Here is a 22391-nt window from a genome sequence, read left to right as displayed (position 1 = left end):
GTAGCGTCGCACTCGATGGCCAGCGATATGCTCTGCTGCCAGGGCGGCACCTCCCGTCACGACTACGGCAGGACCGGCCCGGGTCCTGGTGCTGCGGCCACCGTCGACGTGCCTGTGTGGGTCCGCGCGGGCAATCAAGCCCTTACTCGAGGAGCGCTCCGTGACCGATACCCGGACCTACGTGCTCGACACCTCCGTGCTGCTGTCCGACCCGTGGGCGTGCAGTCGGTTCGCCGAACACGATGTGGTGGTTCCGCTGGTGGTAATCAGTGAGTTGGAGGCCAAACGCCACCACCACGAGCTGGGATGGTTCGCCCGCCAGGCATTGCGATTGTTCGACGACCTGCGGCTGGAACACGGACGGCTGGATCAGCCGATTCCGGTTGGCACCCAAGGCGGTACGCTGCACGTCGAACTCAATCACACCGACCCGGCGGTGCTGCCGGCAGGCTTTCGCACCGACAGTAACGACTCGCGGATCTTGAGTTGCGCGGCCAATCTCGCCGCCGAGGGCCGGCGAGTTACGTTGGTCAGCAAGGACATTCCGCTTCGTGTCAAAGCGGCCGCGGTGGGGCTGGCCGCCGACGAGTACCACGCGCAGGACGTTATCGCCTCCGGGTGGTCGGGTATGCACGAGATCGAGACCGCTGCCTCGGATATCGACGCGCTGTTCGCCGATGGCGAGGTCGACCTGGCCGAAGCCCGGGACCTACCCTGCCACACCGGGATTCGGCTGCTGGGCGGCAGTTCCCACGCGCTGGGCCGGGTCACTGCGCACAAACGTGTGCAGCTGGTCCGCGGTGATCGTGAGGTGTTCGGTCTGCGTGGCCGCTCCGCCGAGCAGCGAGTGGCGCTGGACCTGTTGCTCGACGAGTCAGTGGGCATCGTCTCGCTTGGCGGTAAAGCTGGCACCGGCAAGTCTGCGCTGGCGTTGTGTGCGGGTCTGGAAGCCGTACTGGAGCGTCGCACCCACCGCAAGGTGGTGGTCTTTCGCCCGCTGTATGCGGTCGGCGGCCAGGAGCTGGGCTATCTGCCCGGCAGTGAGAGCGAGAAGATGGGTCCCTGGGCGCAAGCCGTCTTCGACACCCTCGAAGGGTTGGCCAGCCCGGCGGTGCTTGAGGAAGTGCTTTCCCGCGGCATGCTCGAGGTGCTGCCGCTGACCCACATCCGGGGCCGCTCGTTGCATGATTCGTTCGTCATCGTCGACGAGGCACAGTCATTGGAGCGCAACGTGCTGCTGACCGTGCTGTCCCGGTTGGGGACCGGCTCCCGGGTGGTCTTGACCCACGACATCGCACAGCGCGACAACCTGCGGGTCGGCCGCCATGACGGGGTCGCCGCGGTTATCGAGAAGCTCAAAGGGCATCCGCTGTTCGCGCACATCACGCTGCTGCGCAGTGAACGCTCGCCGATCGCCGCGCTGGTCACCGAGATGCTCGAGGAGATCGCCGGCCCGCACTGAGTGCGCCTCCCGCGAGCAGACACAAAATCGCACTGCGCGGGCCCCGCGCATGCGATTTTGTGTCTGCTCGCGGGTAAACTTCCTGAGTGCCGAAACGACCCGACAACCAGATCTGGCGCTACTGGCGCACGGTCTTCGGTGTCGTGGTCGCCGCCGCGGTGCTGGTGGTCGGCGCCCTTACCGGCCGCGTCACGCGGGCCGACGCCCTGAGCTGTGCGGCGGTCAAGTGCGTCGCGCTGACCTTCGACGACGGTCCAGGGCCCTACACCGACCGGCTGCTGCAAATCCTCAAGGACGACGACGCCAAGGCCACGTTCTTCCTGATCGGCAACAAAGTCGCAGCCAATCCGGCCGGTGCCAAGCGCATCGCCGACGCGGGCATGGAGATCGGCAGCCACACCTGGGAACACCCCAACATGACGACGATCCCGCCCGCCGCGATCGCCGGCCAGTTTTCCAGGGCGAACGACGCGATTACCGCCGCTACCGGCCGCACGCCGACCTTGTACCGTCCGGCCGGCGGGCTGTCCAACGAGGCGGTACGTCAGGTCGCCGGCAGGTTGGGGCAAGCCGAAATCCTCTGGGATGTCATTCCGTTCGACTGGGCCAACGACTCCAACACCGCGGCAACGCGGCACCTGCTGATGACGCAGATCAAGCCGGGTTCGGTAGTGCTGTTCCACGACACCTACTCGAGCACCGTCGACCTCGTGTACCAGTTCATCCCGGTGCTCAAGGCCAACGGCTACCGCCTGGTGACGGTCAGCGAACTGCTTGGGCCGCGGGCCCCAGGTACCAGCTACGGCAGCCGGGAGAACGGCCCACCGGTCAACGAACTCCACGACATCCCGGCCAGCGAGATTCCGCCGTTGCCCAACACGCCGTCGCCCCTGCCGATGCCCAACTTCCCGATCACCGACATTCCCGGGCAGAACTCGGGCGGGCCGAACAACGGTGCCTAGGACACCAGAGGCCACTGGCGAGCATCGAAAGAGCGCCCGCAGGTTGTCGATCCAATACGCGGCCGATCTCGCCCTGACCTACATTTTTGCTGTCATCGGTGCGTCGGCAATCTTGGTCCCGCTCCGGGGGAACACGTCCGCCGCGGCGAATGTCGACTTCGTTGAGAAGAACACGGTGACGGTGGTAGTGCTGGTTGTGCTGGGCACTATGGCCGTGGCGGTGGGCGGTGTGCTGAGTATTGCTCCCACTCTGCGCTGGTATTGCGCCTGGGATGACCCGAAGCCGGCGCAACAGGACGTCGCGATGAAACTTGTCGACCGCCAATCGGCCATCCTGGCGGCCGCCTGGGCCGTGTGCGGCGCAATCCTTCTCGTATTGAACCGCGATCGGGGAACCGCGCTGTTGGTGCCCATTGCTCTGGGTGTGGTGCTTGGCGGTGCCGCCGCCGCGGGCACCGGTCTACTGCTCACGAACCACACCCTGCGCCCGATCATGGTCGCCGCCACGCGGGATTTTGAGCCGCGATTTGCGGTACCCGGGGTGTTTGCGCGCATCGTTTTGCTGTGGTTCCTATCCAGCGCACTCCCGATCGGAGTGATCGCGACCATGGTCGTGCTGCGCTCGAACGGCTGGTTCATTCAGCGCTCCGCATCATTGGATGCGCCCGTTCTGGTGGTGGCGCTGGCAGCGATGGTTCTTGGGCTGCCGATAATGATCCTGACGTCTCGATCCGTTTCGGATCCGGTCGGTGAGATCGTCGACGCCATGGCGGAAGTTGAGCATGGCCGGATGGGGACACATGTGGGTGTGTACGAACGTTCTCAAATCGGGCGCTTGCAAACGGGATTCAACCGGATGGTCGCTGGGCTCGCCGAACGCGACCGCTTGCACGACCTGTTCGGGCGTTACGTCGGAACCGACGTTGCCCACCGCGCGCTGGAAGAGGGCGCCTCGCTATCCGGCGATGTGGTCGAGGCGGCGGTTCTGTTCATTGACCTGGCCGACTCTACGACGCTCGCGGAAAGTCGTTCGCCGCAAGAGGTCGCTGAGGTGCTCAACGACTTTTTCAAGATAGTCGTCAGTACCGTCGACGAACATCAGGGACTCATCAACAAGTTCGAAGGCGACGCCGCGTTGGCGGTCTTCGGCGCGCCACTGCGCACGAATGAACCGGCGTCGGCGGCCCTGGCGACGGCGCGCGCGTTGGGGAGCCGGCTGCGTCAGCTACCCGTGGTGGACTTCGGTGTCGGCGTTTCGGCGGGCCGGGTCTTTGCCGGCAATATCGGTGCCGAAAATCGCCACGAGTACACGGTGATTGGTGACGCCGTCAACGAGGCTGCCCGACTGGCCGACCTCGCCAAGACTTCCGACCGGCGCATCCTGTGCTCGGCGGCGGCCGTCGATCGTGCCGTTGAGTCGGAGCGCCAGCATTGGGCCGAATGCTATTCCACCGTACTGCGCGGCCGCTCCGAAGCAACGCACGTCTCGGCCCCGGCAGGTCCCGACTAGAAGTTGCTGCGTTCGTGATGATGGTTGCGTAGCAAAACAGTATGCCCGCATACTATTGCGGGGTCGAGTAGCTTATTCGACTCCGTAGAAATTCGAGATGCACATTTCACTGCGGCATCCGCCGCCCCAATCACCGGGGTGGTTCCCGCAGCCGAGAGGTCAGCGCTGACCGCGACCCAATTTGCCACCAAGGCCGCCACTTGACCGCGACAAGCTAAAAATCGGAGGACGCAAATCGATTTCGGGGCGTTACCACCGGAAATCAACTCCGGGGGGATGTGTTGTGGGCCCGGACCTGGACTCGCCTACCCCTCGGTCTGCTGTGGCATTGGCCCCTAGCGTGCACCGCTCAAGTGGTTCGCACAGCGAGGTGGCGCGGCACTCCTACAAGCTCAGCTATCTGACTGCGATGGTCATCGACACCACCGGCAACGGTGTGTGGATTCCGTTCGCGCTGCTGTTCTTCACGTATGGACGCGGCATGAGGCTCGCTGATGCTGGTGCCGCGCTGACAATGGGCAGCCTCGTCTCGCTGCTGGTCGGCGGCTTGTTGACCGGGGCTATCGTCGACCGTATCGGACCGTTTCGCTCGGCGACGCTCAGTTCGCTGATCCGGGTGATTGCTTTCCCTTGCTACTTGGCTGACAACACTTTTGTTTCCGTGGCGATTATCGCGATGGCGGTCAGTTTTGCCGGCCGGCTTTTCTGGGTGGCGCATCCGGGGATGGTAAGTGCCTTGGCTCCGTCGGAGAATGCGCGCGTCGGCCTGTTTTCGTTGATCAGCGCACTGCGCAGTATCGGTCTTGGGATGGGTGGGTTGATCGGCTCCCTCGGAGTTTGGACGGCGCGCGGCAGCGGGCATTTCTGGACATTCATCGTTGTGGCGAACGCGCTTAGTTACGTGCTTTGTGGGTTGCTGTTTTGGCGGCTGCGCCGATTCGATCACACCACCGAGCACCGTGACGACAGCGGCGTGGGCCGCTACCGCGACGTGTTGGCCCAGCGCCGGTTCTTGGTGTTCGTGGCCGCGGTTTTCGTGGTCGCATTGGCAAACATCGGTTTCGACTCGATACTGCCCGTGTATCTGCTCGCGCTGGGTTTTCCGGCCTGGACTCCACCGATCACCTACCTGCTGACCAGCATGTTGATCGCGGGCTTCGCGCCGTTGGCGACCAAATGGGGCCGTCGTCGGCGCGGGTTACGTCTGTTGGCGCTGGTTACCGGACTGCTCGGAATCGCATTCGCGTCGCTCACCGCGATGGTCATCGTCGACGTCGGCAGGACGGCCCTGCTGGCGTCGGCGATCACGTTCTTCAGCCTGGCGACAGCCACCTTCGGAGCCACCGGGTTGAGAGTCATGTTGAGCTTCGCGCCGCCGGGCAGGGCGGGTCGCCATTCGGCGGTCTACTCGTTGTCGTGGGGTATTGCCATCGCGGTCGGCCCTGGGCTGTTCTCCTGGTTGTTCACCCTAGGCTGCGTGGTCCCGTGGATCTTCCTTGCGGGCGTACTGCTTTTCGCAGGCACGGCCTTCCTGGCCTCGTCGCGCCCCGCCCCGCACATGTTTGTTGTCTCCAGGGCAAGCGGTTCATGAACCGTGGCTGTCATCGGATGCGGCCCGCCGAGCTTCCGCCAAAACCTGCTTTGCCGGCTGTCCGAGCGCTTGGGCGGCGGCTACGACATCTCGCCACTCCGGGTTGACGTTGACGGTTTCACCGTCGAGCCGGGCGGTCTTGATCCGGATTGGTTGCCCGCCAACGTGAACCAGGCTCTCGGATCTGGCCAACCTGTGGTGCTTGGTCACTGTTGATTCTCGCATTCCGATGGTGCTGGTCTCGCGGAATATGATGGCGCGCAAATCCGCGGCACGATCGCAGGAGACCAGTACGGAAAGTGTGTGGGCGGGCCGACCTTTCTTCATGATGATCGGGGTAAGCCAGGCGTCGTGGGCTCCGGCGGCAAGCAGGCGCTCAATGACGTACGGCCACACGCGCGGGTCGAGGTCGTCCACGTTGGTTTCGAGCAGCACGGTGTGGGTCGGTTGGTCGACCGGCTCGCCGACGACAAGGCGCAGCACGTTGGCTACTTCCGTCGGGTTGCGCTGGCCTGCACCGCATCCCACACGCAGCAAGACGAGTGGGGGCATCTCGCCCCAATCCGTCACCAGTGTTGCGAGCACCGCGGCGCCCGTGGGCGTGGCGCACTCCATCATGACTGGACCGGCGGCTACCGGAACACCTCTGAGTAGCTCCAGGACCGAGGGAGCCGGCAACGGCAGGCGACCATGCGCCCCGTGGGCAGTTCCGCTGCCCACGGTGATCTGCGAACAGTGCAGTGACTTAAGGCCCAACCGATGGAATCCGGCCGCTGCGCCGACCACGTAAGCAAGGGTGTCGCGGACGCCGACCTCGTGGAAGTCGACACGTTCCAAGGGAATTCGGTATACGCACGACTGGGCCTCGGCCAGTCGGCGAAAGATGACGCCGGCGGTCGTTCGAACGGGTTCTTCGACTCGGTCGAGTAGCCGCTGAATCTCGGGAAGGTACCGGATGGGTGGGTTCTCGCCGGCACCAACGTCAACCCTGGTGGCGCCGATGCCGCCCCGCTCGCATGGCGTCGACGTGAGCGTGATGCCAAGGTCAAGTCGGTCGACCGCTGTCTGCAACACGTCCAACTGCACCCCTACGTCGACGAGAGCGCCGAGCAACATATCTTCGCTTACCCCGGCGCGGGCGTCGATCCAGCCGATCATGTTCGGTTGAGTGCCAGCAGGATTCGGTTTGCCGCGCACGCGGCACCGAACCCGTTATCGATGTTTGTCACGGCGATGCCCTGCGCACAGCTGGTCAGCATCGAGCGAAGCGCGGTTTCCCCACCGGCGGCCGCACCGTAACCGGTCGACGTGGGTACGGCGATAATGGGCTGGCCGGTGAGCCCGCCGACGACCGACGCGAGTGCGGCATCCATTCCGGCAACCACGATCACGACATCGTGGGTGGCGATCTCATCGACCCGTTCCAGCAGACGCCAGAGACCGGCGACACCGACGTCGACGATGCGAGTGGCCTTGAAACCAAGAAACTCAAGTGTTCGACAGGCCTCTGCCGCGACGGGGATGTCCGACGTGCCGGCGGTGACGACCGCCACTGTGCCATCACGCGCCGGCAAGCAACCATGCATCACTGCGGTTGCCGACTCCGCGTCGTATTCCAATGCTTGCCCGGCGAATTGCCGGACGGCGTGGTACTGAGACTCGTTCATTCGGGTGAACAGAACCGGATTGTCGGACCGTTCGACCAACTCTGTCACGATGGCGCGCAGCTGGCTCGCCGTCTTGTCGAGGCAGAACGTAGCCTCGGGCATCCCAACGCGCGCAAGCCGGGCGTAGTCGTAGCGAACGGTCACGATAGCACCGTCAGGGCGCGACCGGGACGATACGGCTTGTCGTCCAGGAAGACTTCGCGCAGCGATGGTTCCACCTTCTGCATGGCCGCGGCCACCTGGTCGATGACCTCGTCGGTGACAAGTGCATGGTCTTCGGCCGAGACCTCGATCAACACGACCTCCTCACGCAGCCGGCACCGCGCGACGTCGATTCCAGTCAACATGCGCAACAGGTCTTCGCCGATTTCGACCGCGCGAAGCCGCGACGGGGTCACCGCGGTATCCGTGTACAGGCGGCTGGCCAAGCATGGTGAGGCGGGCAGCTCCGCGAAATTCAGGTCCAGCTTGCGGGCGATGGACCGGATATCGTCCTTGCCGAGACCCGCTTCGACGTAGGGGTGCCGCACGTGGTTCTCACTGGCAGCGACCAGGCCGGGCCGGTACTCGTCGAGATCGTTGATGTTGGCGCCGCTCAACATTGTTGCATCGTCACGCGTCGGCAGTTCGCGGATCGCGGCGTATAGGTGGCTCTTGCAGAAATAGCAACGGTTGCGCGGGTTGGCGATGTAGCGCTCGTCCTCGAACTCCTTGGAACGGACCAATTCAAGTGTCCAGTTCTCGGTCTTGGCGTGCGCGATTACCCGCGCCGTGGCCGCAGCGGGGACTGCTGGCGTGACGGCGTGGGCCACGACGGTGCTGTGCGGCGCGGTTCGGTGGGCGACGGTAGCGAGCAGCAGACTGTCCACGCCGCCGCTGCACGCCACGATGCGGGTGGGTATCTCCTCTAGTACGCGGTGCAGTCGAGTTAATGTCACTGACCGGCCTTTCCGAAATTCATATTCTTTCCTCCGATTTTGCGTCGTGGTCATGGTGGCGCCTCGCGCGGCCGTACAACGGGCGCGAGCATCCACGGGCCACGAGCAGTTGGCGAATCGCCGTAGTTTGAGGGCTGACCGCTTGGTTCTTTAGCCCGTCAACGGCGGATTGCGGCGCGGTCAGCGCTGACCTGTCGGCGGCGGAAATCACCGCGGTGGTTGGGGCGGCGGATGCCGCCGCAGCGTGCAGACCTCGAATCTCTGCGGAGTTCTCTGCGGAGTCGAAGTAGGCTATTCGACCATCACAATAGCATGCAGGCATACTATTGCCCTACGCAACTATCATCTAGATAACCATCCTATGGATCAAAGCGGCAATGACAAGTGCCGCGGACGAATGGCGAGCCGGAGCTAGTTCCTCAAGTGCCTAACGGTTCTGCGACGGCAATGCCGGATTGCCCCGCATCCCGCCTGGCCTGATTCGCTATGCATAGTTAGCAGTCGAACCTCTCCAGCTCGATTTCCGCCCGTGGCTTTCGGCTGTCTCACTCAAGATACCTCGCAATATCCGATCGGTCGGATATTCCATACGATCTCGAATTAGCAGGCTCAAATGGACAGGCCCTGCGTTGTGCCCGAGGTGTCCGGGCCGTGGCAGACGATGTGGATTTGGTATCTGCGGATGAAGTGAAGACGGCGCCTGGGACCCGGTGTTGGTCCGGTCATCGGCTCGCGTCCACGCCCGACAATGCCCACTCCAGTCGGCCAGCTACTAGATCAATCAGCGGCACCGACACCCGATCGAAGCACTGAAACACGCGCTCTACCCTGCGCTGTTGCCGCCTTGGACGTCACGCATCCGTGATCAACACAAAAGCCGATGGCATCATCGCGTTCGCGGATTTCCCCGTACCGCATTGGAAGAAATCCGATCGACCAATCCCCAGTGGAGCTGTTGGATTAGCCCGTCTTCGTCACTTTCAGCGCCGCAATGACCCGATTGACGATGGCCGCAGAGGCCGCATCGCCGATGGGGGTTGCGCCCAAGAATACGGTGACCGGTTTGGTGTCGACCGCGATAATGGTGACGGAATCGCCTTTCACGTTTCGTGAGGTGTCGGCGATCCTGATATCGGCGTCCACTCGGGCGGCCTTGACGCCGTCGACGGTGATCGACGATGTCTTGGTCGGGCCCAGGGTCGGCGACGAGCCTGCGTAGCCGGGGCCCTGGGTCACGCACTGCATCAACTTCGACGCTTGCGTGGCCACGTCCATGCTGGCGACGAAGTTGGTTATGGCCACCTCGGCTTGCATCATCCACTGGCTGGCACCGGGCACCTCTTGGCCAAGCCCCACCGCGTCGATGAGGTTCGGATTCTGGTCGTCGGCGAAGGGCGACCATCCGGGTGCCGCACTGGTCGGGAACGACAGCTTGCCTGCGCTGATCGTGTTGCCGATGGGCTGCACACCGCCGGACACATTGGGGGTGCAGCCGGTTGCGGTCTGCTGGGAAAACGGCTGCGACGTCGTCGCCGGGGAGGTTGCCGTGGTCGACTTGTTGTCGCTACTAAGGCCGATTACCAGGATCACCACCAGCACGATGACGCCCAGCACCACGAGGCCGGCGAGGATCAACCACGGCGTCTTCGACCCTCGCCCGGGCGGCGGTGGTCCAGGGGAGTAGGGTCCGCCCGGCCAGCCGGGCGGACCTTGCGGGTACTGCTGGGGTGGATAGGGCCCAGCCGCGTACGGGCCACCCGGCTGGTACGGATAGGGGCCACCCTGCGGCTGGCCGCCCCAATACGGGTCCGGTCCATACGGATTCGGTCCAGACGGATAGGGACCGTAGGGACCGCCGGGAGGAACCGTCATTGCCGAATCACCCTCACCCTCACCCTCACTCTCATGGACGTCCCCTGAGGTTGCCGTGCGATCGCGTCACGGCACACGTGCGTGACGCAGACTCATTCGCGGCGCTCGCCGCCCCTGCTGCGGCCTAGTCTTGGGCCACCTTGGCCATCGCCAATACGTCCAGGCGGCGGTCCAGCTCTTCGATCGACAACTTGTCGCCGATCAGGCCGCGGTCGATGACAGTCTGGCGAATTGTCTTGCGTTCCTTGAGCGCTTGTTTTGCCACCGCGGCGGCCTCCTCGTAGCCGATAGCCGAGTTCAGCGGCGTCACGATCGACGGTGAAGACTCGGCCAGCTCGCGCAGGTGCTCGACGTTCGCGGTCAGCCCAGTAATGCAGCGCTCGGCGAACAACTTTGACACATTGGTCAGCAGCTTGTACGACTCCAGGATATTGCGGGCCATCATCGGGATGTAGACATTGAGTTCAAATGCGCCGTTCGCGCCGCCCCAGGCGACTGCGGCGTCGTTGCCGATCACCTGCGCGGCGACCTGCGTGACCGCCTCCGGCAGAACCGGATTCACCTTGCCCGGCATGATCGAGCTACCCGGCTGCAAATCCGGCAATTGGATCTCCGCCAGGCCGGTCAGTGGGCCGGACCCCATCCAGCGGATGTCGTTGGCGATCTTGGTCAGCGACACCGCGATGGTGCGCAGCGCGCCGGACGCCTCCACCAATCCGTCACGGGTGGCCTGCGCCTCGAAAGAATTGGCTGCCGTACGCAATTCGGACAGTCCGGTCTCCGCGACAAGCACCGCGACCACTCTGACGCCGAAGTCCTCAGGCGCGTTGAGGCCGGTACCCACCGCGGTGCCGCCGATCGCCAGTTCACCCAGTCTGGGAAGGCACGCGCGCACCCTTTCTATGCCGGCCTCGATCTGGCGGGCATATCCGCTGAACTCCTGGCCGAGCGTCACCGGAACGGCATCCATCAGATGCGTTCTGCCTGACTTCACCACCGTGTGCCAGTCAAGAGCCTTGGCGGCTAATGCGTCGTGCAATACCTGCAGTGCCGGGATGAGATGAGTTACCGCGGCCTCGGTGGCCGCGATGTGGGTAGCGGTCGGGAAGGTGTCGTTGGACGACTGCGACATGTTGACGTCGTCATTGGGGTGCACCACAACGGGAGGGGTCGCCGCAGCCGCGATGCTGGCGATCACCTCGTTGGTGTTCATGTTGGAGCTGGTGCCCGAGCCGGTTTGGAAGACGTCGATGGGGAATTGGTCGTCGTGTTGGCCGTCGGCGATCTGCGCGGCTGCGGCGATGATGGCGTCGGCCTTTTCCGGCGCCAGCAACCCGAGGTCTTTGTTCACTTGCGCGCAAGCGCCTTTCAGCAGACCTAGCGCACGGATCTGGGCACGCTCCAGGCCACGGCCGGATATCGGGAAGTTCTCTACCGCGCGCTGGGTTTGAGCGCGCCACAACGCTTTTGCCGGCACCCGGACCTCGCCCATGGTGTCATGCTCGATGCGGTATTCGGCGCTGTCGGCTTCAGCGGGCATGGCTTGGGTTCCTTGCTGGTTGGCGGAATTTATGGCAGGGGATATGCGGCGGTGCTGTCGCCGGTGAAGTCTATGGCGGAGTATTCGTTGAGCTTCGAGAGCCGGTGGTAGGCCTCGATCATCCGCACGGTGCCCGATTTGGAACGCATCACGATGGACTGGGTGGTGCAGCCGCCGGGGTAGTAGCGCACCCCCTTGAGCAGGTCGCCGTCGGTAACCCCGGTGGCACAGAAGAAGACGTTCTCGCCCGAAACCAGGTCCTCCGTGGTCAACACCTGATCGAGGTCGTAGCCGGCGTCGAGCGCCTTGCGGCGTTCCGCGTCGTCTTTGGGCGCCAGCTGCGCCTGGATCGCCCCGCCCATGCAGCGGATCGCCGCGGCGGCGATGATGCCCTCCGGGGTGCCGCCGATCCCTGCCAGCATGTCGGTGCCCGATTCGGGTCGGCAGGCCGAGATTGCGCCGGCGACATCACCGTCGGTGATCAGCCGGATCCGCGCCCCGGTTACCCGGACGTCTTCGATCAGCTGGGCGTGGCGGGGCCGGTCCAGGATGCAGACGGTCATGTCGCGCACCGAAAAGCCCTTGACCCGGGCTACCGCCCGGATGTTGTCGGCGATCGGCGCGGTGATGTCCAGCACGTGTGCGGCATCGGGCCCGACGGCGATCTTGTTCATGTAGAACACCGCCGACGGGTCGAACATCGCGCCGCGATCGGCCACCGCCAGCACCGAGATGGCGTTGGGCATGCCTTTGCTCATCAGCGTGGTGCCGTCAATCGGGTCGACGGCGAAGTCGCAGTCCGGACCATCGCCGTTGCCGACTACCTCGCCGTTGTAGAGCATCGGCGCGTGGTCTTTTTCGCCCTCGCCGATGACCACCACACCACGCATCGAGACCGAGTTCACCAGTTCGCGAATCGCGTCGACGGCCGCGGCGTCGCCGCCCTCCTTGTCACCCCGACCCACCCAGCGACCCGCGGCCATGGCACCGGCCTCGGTGACCCGCACCAGTTCCATTGCCAGGTTGCGGTCTGGGGCTTCACCCCGCGAGCGCGGGTACGACGCGTCGCGGCCCGCGACGACGGTCGGTGCCGAACCGGATCCCTCAGCTGCCATGGTTGGTGATTGTCCCAGAGGCGGAAGTTTGCGCTGGAGCTGGGATGCTGGCCTGTGATATTGGCCTGCGATACTGGACAAGTGACCGTAGAGCCGCAGCCGACCCCTAGGCCGGCCAAACCACGGTTGCTGCAGGACGGTCGCGACATGTTCTGGTCACTCGCGCCGCTGGTGGTTGGCTGCATCCTGCTGGCGGGAATGGTTGGGATGTGCTCGTTCCAGCTCGGTAGGACGCACCGGGGACCGATTCCGTCCTACAATGCGGCCGCGGCGTTGCGGGCAGACGCCAAGACACTGGGATTCCCGATCCGGTTGCCGCAGTTGCCGGCGGGTTGGACGCCCAACTCCGGCAGTCGCGCGGGTATCGAGAACGGACGAACGGATCCCGCAACCGGTCAGCGGCGCAACGCGGCTACCTCGACGGTGGGATTCATCAGCCCGACGGGGTTGTATCTGAGCCTGACCCAGAGCAACGCCGATGAGGACAAGCTGATCGGATCCATCCATCCCGGCCAAACGTCTATGTACCCCACCGGAACGGTCGACGTGGACGGTACCAACTGGGTCGTTTATGAGGGCGCCGAGCAACGCGGCGCGGCCGCCGAGCCGGTGTGGACCACCAGGCTCGCCGGTCCGGGCGGTGCCACCCAGATCGCGATCACCGGTGCCGGGAGCGCCGATCAGTTCCGCACGCTGGCGTCGGCCACTCAGTCGCAGCCGCCCCTCCCAGCAAAATAGCCACCAGCACCATGGACGGGATGTCATGAACGCACCCGAAGCAGACCTGACCGGCTGGACGGCGGCGCCGTTCAGCGGTGCCGGCTACACCCACGATGTCTATCGCAAGGGCACGGGTCCGCCAGTGGTGCTGATCCCGGAGATACCGGGCATCCATCCCGGTGTGCTGGCGCTGGGTAATCACCTGGTGGACAACGGTTTCACCGTGGCCATTCCGTCGCTGTTTGGCGAGCCGGGCAAGCCGGTGACGGTTGGATACGCCGCGGTCGAGATTGCCCGGGCCTGTGTGGCAAGGGAATTCGCGGCGTTTGCCACCAACAAGCAGCGACCGGTGTCATCGTTTCTGCGCGCGCTGGCGCGTGACCTCAACGCCTCGACACCGGGCAAGGGCGTCGGCGTGATCGGCCAATGCTTCACCGGAGGTTTCGCACTTGCCGCCGCCGTCGACGACAGTGTCTTGGCGCCGGTGCTCAGTCAGCCCTCGGTACCGTTGCCGCTGACATCGGCGCGGCGCCGCGATCCGGGGCTGAGCGAATCCGAGTTGTCGGCCGTCGCCGATCGGTGCGCCAACGAGGGCTTGTGCGCTATGGGCTTGCGGTTCAGCGAGGATAGGATGGCGCCGCGCGAACGGTTCCAGACGCTCAAGCAGCGGCTCGGTGACGCGTTCGAGGTCATCGAAATCAACTCGGCTCCCGGCAACGAATACGGCTTCGGTCGGATGGCACACTCCGTGCTGACCGACGAGGTGCGCGAGGTCGACGGCCAACCCGCCTACGAGGCCCGTAAACGGGTGGTTGAGTTCCTCACTCGGCGGTTGTTTTAGCCGCGGCGTTCGTGGCCGAATTTCCACTTCGGCGGGGGAACCACTTGCGGCGGAGGGGTTTTTGTTCGAACTGTTTGAGTTCGACGCCCTGGTACACCGCAAGGTATACGTCGATGGTGGTGACGATGAGGATCATCAGCACCGGACCGATGATGATGCCCCACGGGCCGAACATGGCGATGCCCGCGAACACCGACAGCAGCATCAGCGCCGAGTTCAGCCGAGCGTCGCGCGGCACCAGGATCGGTCGCAAGACGTTGTCGATATTGGTGACCACCACGAGGTGCCAGAGGACCACGAACACGCCACCGGGGATATTGCCGAAGAAGATCATCCCGATGCCAAACGGAATCGTCACGATCCCGCCGCCGAGCGGAATGATCGACAACGCGGTGAGCAGGATCGCAAAGATGAAGAAGCCGTGGTGAAATCCGGCGATGTAGATGGATGTGGCACCGGCGACCCCCTGGCACGCCGCGATGACGAACTGGCCGTTCACGGTGCCGCGGACCATCGAGCCCATCTTCTGCAAGTACAGGTCGGTGACCTCTTCGCCGAGCGGGTTGAGCTGGGCGATCAAGGTCCGTAGTTTCTCGCGGTTCACCAGCAGTGCGACAAACACGTACAGAAAGATGATGGCCGACGTGATGGCGCCGGCGACGCTTCCCGCGGTGTCCTGCAGGAGACGCAGCAACCACTGCCCAACGGTCTGTGCTACGGAGATCATCGCTTTTCGGAGCATCTCCGCGTCGACAGTTAGGTGGACGAACGGCACTTGGTCCAGCAGGTCGTTGACGAGTTGCAGGACCCTGTCGCCAAGCCGGCTCGGATCGGTCGCCTTCACCCATTCGGCGACGTTTTCGACCATACGGGCAATCTGAACGATCGCGAGGCCCACCAAGAGTCCAACCGGCACGATAACGATGGCCAGCGCCGACAACAGGGTGCAGGTGGCCGACAAGCCGGTGTTGAGACGCTTGTTGAACCAGTTGAACAGTGGCGTGAACAAGTACGCTCCGACCGCGGCGACCACGATGAGGACGAAATAGCCGCGCAGGAAGTACGCGCCAAATAACAACGCAATCAGCGTGAAGACCGCGAGGGCGCGCTTCTGGGTGAGGGTGAATTCGGTGTTCATGCGCCGGACCGGGCCGCCCTCCGCCTCGATGTTGAGCGCAACCCTAATAGGGTCGCTTGGCCCTGCTACCGTGGCCCGCTGACCGCCGGCTTCGTGCCGCCGGCGCTTTTGGCCGCCCGGGCCTCGTTCTTCATCTGCTGAAAGAGACCCACGTAGTACGGCAGGCATTCGGTCAGCGCCTGCCGGGTGGTGAACAGCGGCTGATAACCCAGGTCGCGGCGTGCCTTGGCGATCGAGAAATAGTTGTCCAGATACAGCCGCTCCACGGCCAGCGGCTCGAGCAGCGGCGCGGGAAACCCGAACCGGAAGTGCAGCCGCTGCCACCCCGTCAGCACCCAGTGGACCGCGGGGCCAGAAATCCGCATCCGCGGCCAGGAGTGCCCGCACGCCTCGACCACCGGCCGGGCGAACTCGAACATGTTGATCGGCTCGGCGTCGTTGATGAAGTAGGCCTGACCGGGCGCGGTGCCGCCGGGCACCAGATGCTGAGCGGCCAGGATGAACCCGTGAATCAGATTGTGCACGTAGGAGTTATCCAGCCGGGCCGACTTGCGGCCGACCAGCACCTTGACGTGGCCCTTGATCACACTTTCGAACAGCTTGCGGAACATCGTCTGGTCGCCGGTTCCCCAGATGCCGCTGGGCCGGATCGCGCACGTCAGCATGCCGTCAACACCGTTCTGGGCCAACACGAATCGCTCGGCAACCACCTTGGTCTCGGTGTAGAGGTCATTGAACCGGTTGGTATAGGGCATCGTCTCGTCGCCACCGGCGATGTTCTGGCCACCCATCACCACGCTGTTGGAGGACGTGTAGACGAACCTCTGCACCCCGGCCCGCTGTGCGGCGTGCACCAGGTTCTCGGTGCCGCCCACGTTGACCGCGAAGCTGCGCTTGCGGTACTCGTCGGTGACCGACGCGCCGCCCATCAGCTCGATGATCGCCGCGGTGTGGAAGACCGTGTCGATGCCGTTCACGGCCGCGGCACAGACGTCCGCGTCGGTGATGTCCCCCTGCAGCACCTCCAGTTGCGGATGCTGGGGCAGCGGCGACGGGGCGCGGTCGAAGGAGCGCACCTGGTGCCCGCGGTCGAGCAAGGTCGTCACCAGGTTGGCGCCGACGAAGCCCGCGCCGCCGGTGACCAAGACCTTGCCGAGTTCGGTTGTCAGTGATGCATCACCCATGCGGCGAAGCATAACTAAAACGTGTTCCAGTTTGGAAAAAAATTGCCGGCGCAGACGGGCGTCTGAAGGTTGCCGGGTCAGTTCGCGTCAGTTTGCCTCGGCGGTTGGGGCATCCCCGGCGGCCAGCACATCGGACACCCGCTGGCGTGCGCCGGCGAGGTGCTCCTCGCACCTTTTCGCGAGTTGCTCCCCCCGTTCCCACAGTTGCAGCGACGCATCGAGGTCCAACCCGCCCTGTTCCAGCAGCCGCACCACTTCAATCAGCTCATCCCGGCACGCCTCATAGCCAAGCTGACTAATGGGCGTAATGGGGTGGGTACGGCTTTCATCGGTGCCGTTGGGGTCAGGGGCCATCGGTTCGTCCTTCACTTACCGCCGTTAATGCGCCGTCGGCAACCCGCACGCGCAGCCTGGTGCCTGCCGGTGCGTCGTCGACCGACCGCAGCACCTGTGGTTCGGACCCGCCCGCCGGAACCGGCTGTGCAACGGTTTGCACGACGGCGTAGCCGCGGGCGAGCGTGGCCGCCGGACCCAAGGTTGCCAGTCGCGCGGCCAGATGACCGACGCGTTCGGTCTCGGCGGCGACCATCCGGGTGATGTCGCGACGTAGCGCCGAGCGGGCCCGGTGTACTTCCTCGCCGCGCACCGTCACCATCTTCATCGGATCGGCCAGCACCGGGCGGCTGCGCAACTGGGCGAGGGCGCGTTGCTCGCGGGAAACCCAGTTGCGCAGTGCCCGGGCGCTGCGCCGGCGCATGTCGTCGATCAGCCGCCGCTCGGCCGCGGTATCGGGGACCACTTTCTTGGCGGCGTCGGTGGGGGTGGCGGCGCGCAGATCGGCGACCAGATCGCACAGCGGATTGTCGGGTTCGTGACCGACCGCGCTGATCACCGGCGTACGGCAGGCCGCTATCGCACGGCACAGCGTCTCGTCGGAAAACGGCAGCAGGTCCTCGACGCTGCCACCGCCCCGGGCCAGCACGATCACGTCGACGTCCTCGTCGCGATCGAGCTCGCGCAGCGCCTCGACGATCTGCGGGACGGCGTTGGGACCCTGCACCGCGGTATTGCGGACGGCGAAACGCGCCGCGGGCCAGCGCGCGGCAGCCACCGTCGTCACGTCACGCTCGGCGGCGCTCGCGCGACCGGTGATCAGACCGATCATGTTGGGCAGGAACGGGATCGGTCGCTTGAGCCGTGGGTCGAAGAGTCCCTCGGCGTCCAGCAGCCGGCGCAGCCGGTCGATGCGTGCCAGCAGTTCGCCGATGCCGACAGCGCGAATCTCGCTGAGCCGCAAGGAGAATGTGCCACGTCCGGTGTAGAACGAGGGCTTGCCGCAGACCACAACCTGAACGCCTTCGGCCAGCTTCACCGGCGCGCCCAGCACCAGGTCGCGGGAACAAGTCACGGTCAGCGACATGTCGGCTGCCGGGTCGCGCAGCACCATGAACACCGTCCTAGCGTCTGGGCGCATCGTGATCTGGGCCAATTGCCCTTCTACCCAGACCGTGCCGAGTTTGTCGATCCAGCCGGCGACCCGGATTGCCACCGCACGAACCGGGAACGGGTTCTCGGCAGAATTCCCCATCGAGTTCAAGCTGCGCCGAACCTCGGGTCACTTCGCGGTCGCGCGGGTGATCCTGTTGGCGAGCAGCGTCTGGAACGGGGCGCGGGCCTTGGTCGCCTGCTCGTAGGCCAGCAGGGCCTCGAGGTCGGCGACATCGAGTGTTTGGAGTCTGGCTCGCAGCTGGGCCAGCGTCAGTGCCTGATAGTCGAGATCGGCTGCCACCGCAGGCGCCGGAACCGTCGGCTTGGCCGCCGAATTCCTGGGGTTCTTGGCGGTTCTGGACTGGGGCGCCGGATCGGCGGCCCGGGACGCGGTCGTTGTCTGCGCTGTATCGGATACCGAGTACAAGGCAAACCGTCCGTCGGCCCGGCGGTCATTGTCCTGGGCGTCGCTGGCACCCGGCAAACCGGGCAACGGAATCGAAGGCCCGTCCAGTGTGTCGGGCAAATCCTCGTCGAATGTTGCCCATTCCGGCTTCTCGTCCTTCGGCGGAAACAGCGTCTCCAGGGTGTTGTCGCCCCTGATAACCAGGTCGGCCAGGCCCTGCTGGAATCGCATCACGACGTGCGCCGCCTGGCTGGCCAGGGTCATCGGATACATCAGGATGGTGCGTGGCAGCTTCATGGTCTCCTCGACGGCGACTGTCGCCGCGCCGACCAATAGCCGAACCCCGTACGGTGCAGTAGCCATGGTCCAAGACTGCCTCAAGCAGCGGCTAACTCCAAGCCAACGGCGCGAGGTGGCTCGACCATATTCGGGCCATGTGCTCATCAGGCCGGCGGAAAGTACCCTGAATGTCATGCCGCCGACTGTCGACGTGGGGATTCCCGGGACTTCGAAATCCGGGAGTTGGATAGCCGACAACCCCAACCGTAAGCGGGTCCTGCTGGCCGAACCGCGGGGCTACTGCGCGGGAGTGGACCGGGCCGTCGAAACGGTCGAACGCGCGCTGCAGAAGCATGGCCCACCCGTCTACGTACGCCACGAGATCGTGCACAACCGGCACGTGGTTGACACGCTGGCCCAGGCCGGCGCGGTTTTCGTCGAGGAGACCGACCAGGTTCCCGAGGGAGCGATCGTGGTGTTCTCCGCGCACGGGGTCGCACCCTCGGTGTACACGGCCGCGGCCGAACGCAACTTGCAGACCATCGACGCCACCTGTCCGCTGGTCACCAAGGTGCACAACGAGGCCAGGCGATTCGCCCGTGACGACTACGACATCCTGCTGATCGGTCATGAGGGCCACGAGGAAGTCGTCGGTACTGCCGGGGAAGCTCCCGATCATGTGCAACTCGTGGACGGGGTGGAATCCGTCGAGCACGTGACGGTTCGTGACGAGGACAAGGTGGTGTGGCTATCGCAGACCACCCTGTCCGTCGACGAGACCATGGAGATCGTCGAGCGGTTGCGTCGGCGTTTCCCGAAGCTGCAGGATCCGCCCAGCGACGATATTTGCTATGCGACCCAGAACCGGCAGGTCGCCGTGAAGGCGATGGCGCCCGAGTGTGAGCTGGTGATCGTCGTCGGCTCCCGCAATTCGTCGAACTCGGTGCGGCTGGTCGAGGTGGCGCTCGGTGCCGGCTCGCGGGCGGCTCAGCTGGTGGACTGGGCCGACGATATCGACCCGGCGTGGCTTGCGGGCGTCACCACGGTCGGCGTCACGTCCGGCGCGTCGGTCCCGGAGGTGCTGGTACGCGGCGTGCTGGAACGGCTGGCCGAGTGCGGCTACGACATCGTGCAGCCGGTGACAACGGCCAACGAGACGCTGGTGTTCGCGTTGCCCCGAGAGATCCGGTCACCTCGCTGAGGTGTTTCCGCTCCCGCTCAAATGTCGTATTCCCAGGATTCGGCCGGGGGTCTGCGTTGCGTTGCCCGCGATCGACTGCGTCGATCCGGGCGTGGCTCGCCTCGAGCTTCGTCTCGTGGGGCTGACGTCCGATAGCGGACGCGCGAGATCGGATGATGCGTCGGGTTGCCGCCGTTGGGGCCGGGGGGTGCGGCGCGCCGGTGCGGGGGTTCGTAGGGGGGCTCGTTGCGTTCGTATGGCGAATAGGGATCGTAGGCAGGTCCGTAGCGCTCGTACCGGTTGAACCGGTCGGAACGCTCGGGCGGCTCGTACATCTCGTAGGGATCGAAGCGGCTGCTGCGCGGCTCGGGCCGCTCGTGGGGATTGCGGCGCGGATGCGGGTCTCGACGCATTTCCCGCGGGGGCTGCGCGCGCAGGTCCGGATCGCTCTGCGGCCGGGGGCGGCGGCGCGATCGACGGTCGGCAGCGTCGGCGTCGCGGACCGACGCCGCGCCGCTGCGACTTTGTTGCCGGCGGGAACGCTCGGCGGTGGGTTCGTGCTTGTCTTCCGATGCGGGTCGGGCCCGCCGCGAGCGAGTTTGGGTAGGGCGCTTGGCCGACCGGCTGCCGCGGGCCGCCCGGTTGCTCCTTGGGCGCTGGCCGAGCCCGGTGGCCGGCTGGGGGTCGGTGGTGGCAGCCCCGTCGGCGTCGTCGTCGGAATCGCTGGCCAGAAGTGAGCTGAGTTTCGCGGCGATGCTGTCGAACAGGGACGTTCGCGGGGTGCTGGCCGCGCCGTCGGTGGCTTTCGCGGCTACTCCGGTCCGGTGCGTCATCCCGAAATACCACCTGATCAGCCCGACCAGCAGCACGCCGCCGGCGGTGCCGAGCATCAGCGGGAAACGCTCGATGAGCGGATAGCCGCAATTGATCAACAGGTCTTTGATTTTGTCGATATTGCCGCCGTGGAATAGCCAGTAGGCGCCGGGCACTGCGCAGAAAAGTATTAGTGGTGGCTGGATGACCGCGGTGAACACGCCCGACTGCCGCACGGCCAGCACCGCCGCCAAGCACCCGGCTATGTAGCAGCCGGCGAAGATGTTGGTTAGCTCCTTGTGGCCCAATCCGGCGTCGATTGCGTACCCCACGGCCGTCGCGGTGGTTGCGATCAGGATGGCAGCCCACCACGGCACACCTGGGATATTGGGGTGGATCGAGCGGTGACTTGCTTCCACCGCTGACCTCGCCCGCTGCACTGACACATGTCGACCGTACCGGCAATGACGCCAAAGACGCGTAAATGCCCACCTAGCCGCAGCGGGCGTGCCATACGTCACTTGCCCGGGCGATCGGGCGCCGGCGCCCGGCCGCCGCACCGGCCTCGCCTTTAGACTTGGCTCCCTGTGAGCCTGAGCCTGGGAATCGTGGGTCTGCCCAATGTCGGCAAGTCGACTCTGTTCAACGCGTTGACCCGAAACAACGTGGTGGCGGCGAACTATCCATTTGCGACCATCGAGCCGAACGAGGGCGTCGTTGCATTGCCCGATCCACGGTTGGCCAAGCTGGCGGAGCTGTTCGGATCGGAACGCATCGTCGCCGCGCCGGTGACGTTCGTGGACATCGCCGGACTGGTCAAGGGGGCGTCCGAGGGGGCCGGGCTGGGCAACAAGTTTCTGGCCCACATTCGTGAATGCGACGCCATCTGCCAGGTGGTACGGGTGTTCGCCGACGACGACGTGACGCATGTCTCCGGAGCGGTCGATCCCAAGTCGGATATCGAGGTCGTCGAAACCGAGTTAATCCTGGCCGACCTGCAAACCCTGGAGCGCGCCGTGGGCCGGCTGGAGAAGAAGCTCGCAACAACAAGGAGCGCAAACCGGTCTATGAAGCGGCATTGGCCGCCCAAGAGTTGCTCGACTCGGGCCAGACGCTATTCGGCGCGGGGGTGGATACCGGCCCGCTACGAGAGCTCAACCTGCTGACCACCAAGCCGTTCCTATATGTGTTCAATGCCGACGAGGCGGTGCTGACCGACACTGCGCGGGTCGCCGAGCTGCGCCGGCTTGTCGCGCCGGCGGACGCGGTGTTCCTCGACGCCGCCATCGAGTCGGAGCTGGCCGAACTCGACGACGAGTCGGCCGCCGAACTGCTGGAGTCGATCGGGCAAACCGAGCGGGGGCTCGACGCGCTGGCCCGAGCCGGCTTTCACACGCTAGCGCTGCAGACCTTTCTGACCGCGGGCCCGAAGGAAGCGCGGGCGTGGGTCATCCACCAGGGCGACACCGCGCCCAAGGCGGCCGGGGTGATCCACACCGACTTCGAGAAGGGCTTCATCAAAGCCGAGGTCGTGTCCTATGACGACCTCGTCGCCGCCGGGTCGATGGCGGCGGCCAAAGCGGCCGGCAAGGTTCGGATGGAAGGCAAGGACTACGCGATGGCCGACGGGGACGTGGTGGAGTTCCGGCATGGAGCAACAACGAAGCCGAACAAGTAGCGCAGGC

19 protein-coding genes and 1 pseudogene are annotated in these 22391 nt (G+C 65.1%); 8 read left to right on the top strand and 12 right to left on the bottom strand.

Going from position 1 to position 22391, the window contains the following annotated elements; translation table 11 throughout:
- The first annotated feature begins 160 nt into the window (after positions 1 to 160).
- The 4 genes from AADZ55_RS18055 to AADZ55_RS18035 all read left to right on the top strand — a co-directional run bounded on the left by AADZ55_RS18055 (position 161) and on the right by AADZ55_RS18035 (position 5525).
- On the top strand, positions 161 to 1462 hold the full coding sequence (locus AADZ55_RS18055) for a PhoH family protein (protein WP_085327096.1): 1302 nt from the start codon (positions 161 to 163) through the stop codon (positions 1460 to 1462).
- A gap of 86 nt (positions 1463 to 1548) precedes the next feature.
- Entirely contained in the window at positions 1549 to 2424 is an 876-nt protein-coding gene (locus tag AADZ55_RS18050; protein WP_085327097.1) for a polysaccharide deacetylase family protein, read from the top strand.
- Positions 2425 to 2473: 49 nt separating this feature from the next.
- Positions 2474 to 3934 (top strand): adenylate/guanylate cyclase domain-containing protein, encoded by a 1461-nt coding sequence (locus AADZ55_RS18045; RefSeq protein WP_423202406.1) that lies wholly within the window; start codon positions 2474 to 2476, stop codon positions 3932 to 3934.
- 340 nt (positions 3935 to 4274) lie between these two features.
- Positions 4275 to 5525, top strand: coding sequence for an MFS transporter (locus AADZ55_RS18035; RefSeq protein WP_085327099.1), 1251 nt, complete (start codon positions 4275 to 4277; stop codon positions 5523 to 5525).
- Here AADZ55_RS18035 and larC read toward each other — a convergent pair.
- The 6 genes from larC to glpX form a co-directional block, all read right to left on the bottom strand.
- Positions 5520 to 6683, bottom strand: coding sequence for a nickel pincer cofactor biosynthesis protein LarC (larC, locus tag AADZ55_RS18030; protein ID WP_085327100.1), 1164 nt, complete (start codon positions 6681 to 6683; stop codon positions 5520 to 5522). The genes AADZ55_RS18035 and larC overlap by 6 nt on opposite strands.
- A complete protein-coding gene (gene larB, locus AADZ55_RS18025; RefSeq protein WP_119185077.1) occupies positions 6680 to 7336 on the bottom strand; it encodes a nickel pincer cofactor biosynthesis protein LarB in 657 nt (218 codons plus the stop codon). The genes larC and larB overlap by 4 nt, the downstream gene beginning before the upstream one ends.
- A complete protein-coding gene (locus AADZ55_RS18020; RefSeq protein WP_165759448.1) occupies positions 7333 to 8130 on the bottom strand; it encodes an ATPase in 798 nt (265 codons plus the stop codon). The genes larB and AADZ55_RS18020 overlap by 4 nt, the downstream gene beginning before the upstream one ends.
- 960 nt (positions 8131 to 9090) lie before the next feature.
- On the bottom strand, positions 9091 to 10002 hold the full coding sequence (locus AADZ55_RS18015) for a hypothetical protein (RefSeq protein ID WP_085327102.1): 912 nt from the start codon (positions 10000 to 10002) through the stop codon (positions 9091 to 9093).
- A gap of 124 nt (positions 10003 to 10126) precedes the next feature.
- Entirely contained in the window at positions 10127 to 11542 is a 1416-nt protein-coding gene (locus AADZ55_RS18010) for a class II fumarate hydratase (RefSeq protein ID WP_085327103.1), read from the bottom strand.
- 29 nt (positions 11543 to 11571) lie between these two features.
- Complete coding sequence (gene glpX, locus AADZ55_RS18005) at positions 11572 to 12657, bottom strand: class II fructose-bisphosphatase (protein ID WP_119185078.1); 1086 nt, start codon at positions 12655 to 12657, stop codon at positions 11572 to 11574.
- A gap of 81 nt (positions 12658 to 12738) precedes the next feature.
- Between glpX and AADZ55_RS18000 the strand changes: the two genes are divergently transcribed.
- On the top strand, positions 12739 to 13395 hold the full coding sequence (locus AADZ55_RS18000; protein WP_085327104.1) for a DUF4245 domain-containing protein: 657 nt from the start codon (positions 12739 to 12741) through the stop codon (positions 13393 to 13395).
- A 25-nt stretch (positions 13396 to 13420) separates the two neighbouring features.
- Entirely contained in the window at positions 13421 to 14218 is a 798-nt protein-coding gene (locus tag AADZ55_RS17995) for a dienelactone hydrolase family protein (protein ID WP_085327105.1), read from the top strand.
- Here AADZ55_RS17995 and AADZ55_RS17990 read toward each other — a convergent pair.
- The 5 genes from AADZ55_RS17990 to AADZ55_RS17970 all read right to left on the bottom strand — a co-directional run bounded on the left by AADZ55_RS17990 (position 14199) and on the right by AADZ55_RS17970 (position 18797).
- A complete protein-coding gene (locus AADZ55_RS17990; protein ID WP_085327106.1) occupies positions 14199 to 15356 on the bottom strand; it encodes an AI-2E family transporter in 1158 nt (385 codons plus the stop codon). The genes AADZ55_RS17995 and AADZ55_RS17990 overlap by 20 nt on opposite strands.
- Positions 15357 to 15421: 65 nt before the next feature.
- The gene (locus AADZ55_RS17985; RefSeq protein ID WP_085327107.1) at positions 15422 to 16552 is read right to left on the bottom strand and encodes a 3-beta-hydroxysteroid dehydrogenase; all 1131 of its coding nucleotides are present in this window, start codon (positions 16550 to 16552) and stop codon (positions 15422 to 15424) included.
- Between the two features lie 75 nt (positions 16553 to 16627).
- Positions 16628 to 16894, bottom strand: coding sequence for an exodeoxyribonuclease VII small subunit (locus tag AADZ55_RS17980; protein ID WP_085327108.1), 267 nt, complete (start codon positions 16892 to 16894; stop codon positions 16628 to 16630).
- Positions 16884 to 18128: an exodeoxyribonuclease VII large subunit gene (gene xseA, locus AADZ55_RS17975; RefSeq protein ID WP_085327109.1), complete on the bottom strand. Its 1245-nt coding sequence runs from the start codon at positions 18126 to 18128 to the stop codon at positions 16884 to 16886. Before xseA ends, AADZ55_RS17980 begins: the two co-directional genes overlap by 11 nt.
- 27 nt (positions 18129 to 18155) lie before the next feature.
- Positions 18156 to 18797: a lipid droplet-associated protein gene (locus AADZ55_RS17970; protein ID WP_085327110.1), complete on the bottom strand. Its 642-nt coding sequence runs from the start codon at positions 18795 to 18797 to the stop codon at positions 18156 to 18158.
- A 109-nt stretch (positions 18798 to 18906) separates the two neighbouring features.
- Between AADZ55_RS17970 and AADZ55_RS17965 the strand changes: the two genes are divergently transcribed.
- Entirely contained in the window at positions 18907 to 19914 is a 1008-nt protein-coding gene (locus AADZ55_RS17965) for a 4-hydroxy-3-methylbut-2-enyl diphosphate reductase (protein ID WP_085327119.1), read from the top strand.
- A gap of 17 nt (positions 19915 to 19931) precedes the next feature.
- Here the strand turns inward: AADZ55_RS17965 and AADZ55_RS17960 are convergent, their stop codons facing one another.
- Positions 19932 to 21152 carry a DUF6542 domain-containing protein gene (locus AADZ55_RS17960; protein WP_085327111.1) on the bottom strand — a complete coding sequence of 407 codons (1221 nt, stop codon included), beginning with the start codon at positions 21150 to 21152 and terminating at the stop codon, positions 19932 to 19934.
- A 141-nt stretch (positions 21153 to 21293) separates the two neighbouring features.
- Between AADZ55_RS17960 and ychF the strand changes: the two are divergent.
- Positions 21294 to 22384: pseudogene (gene ychF / locus AADZ55_RS17955) on the top strand (redox-regulated ATPase YchF).
- Positions 22385 to 22391 lie beyond the last annotated feature (7 nt).

The organism is Mycobacterium decipiens (genome assembly GCF_963853665.1).
GTDB classification, from domain to species: Bacteria; Actinomycetota; Actinomycetes; order Mycobacteriales; family Mycobacteriaceae; genus Mycobacterium; species Mycobacterium decipiens.
This window is presented reverse-complemented; position numbering and strand designations above follow the sequence as displayed.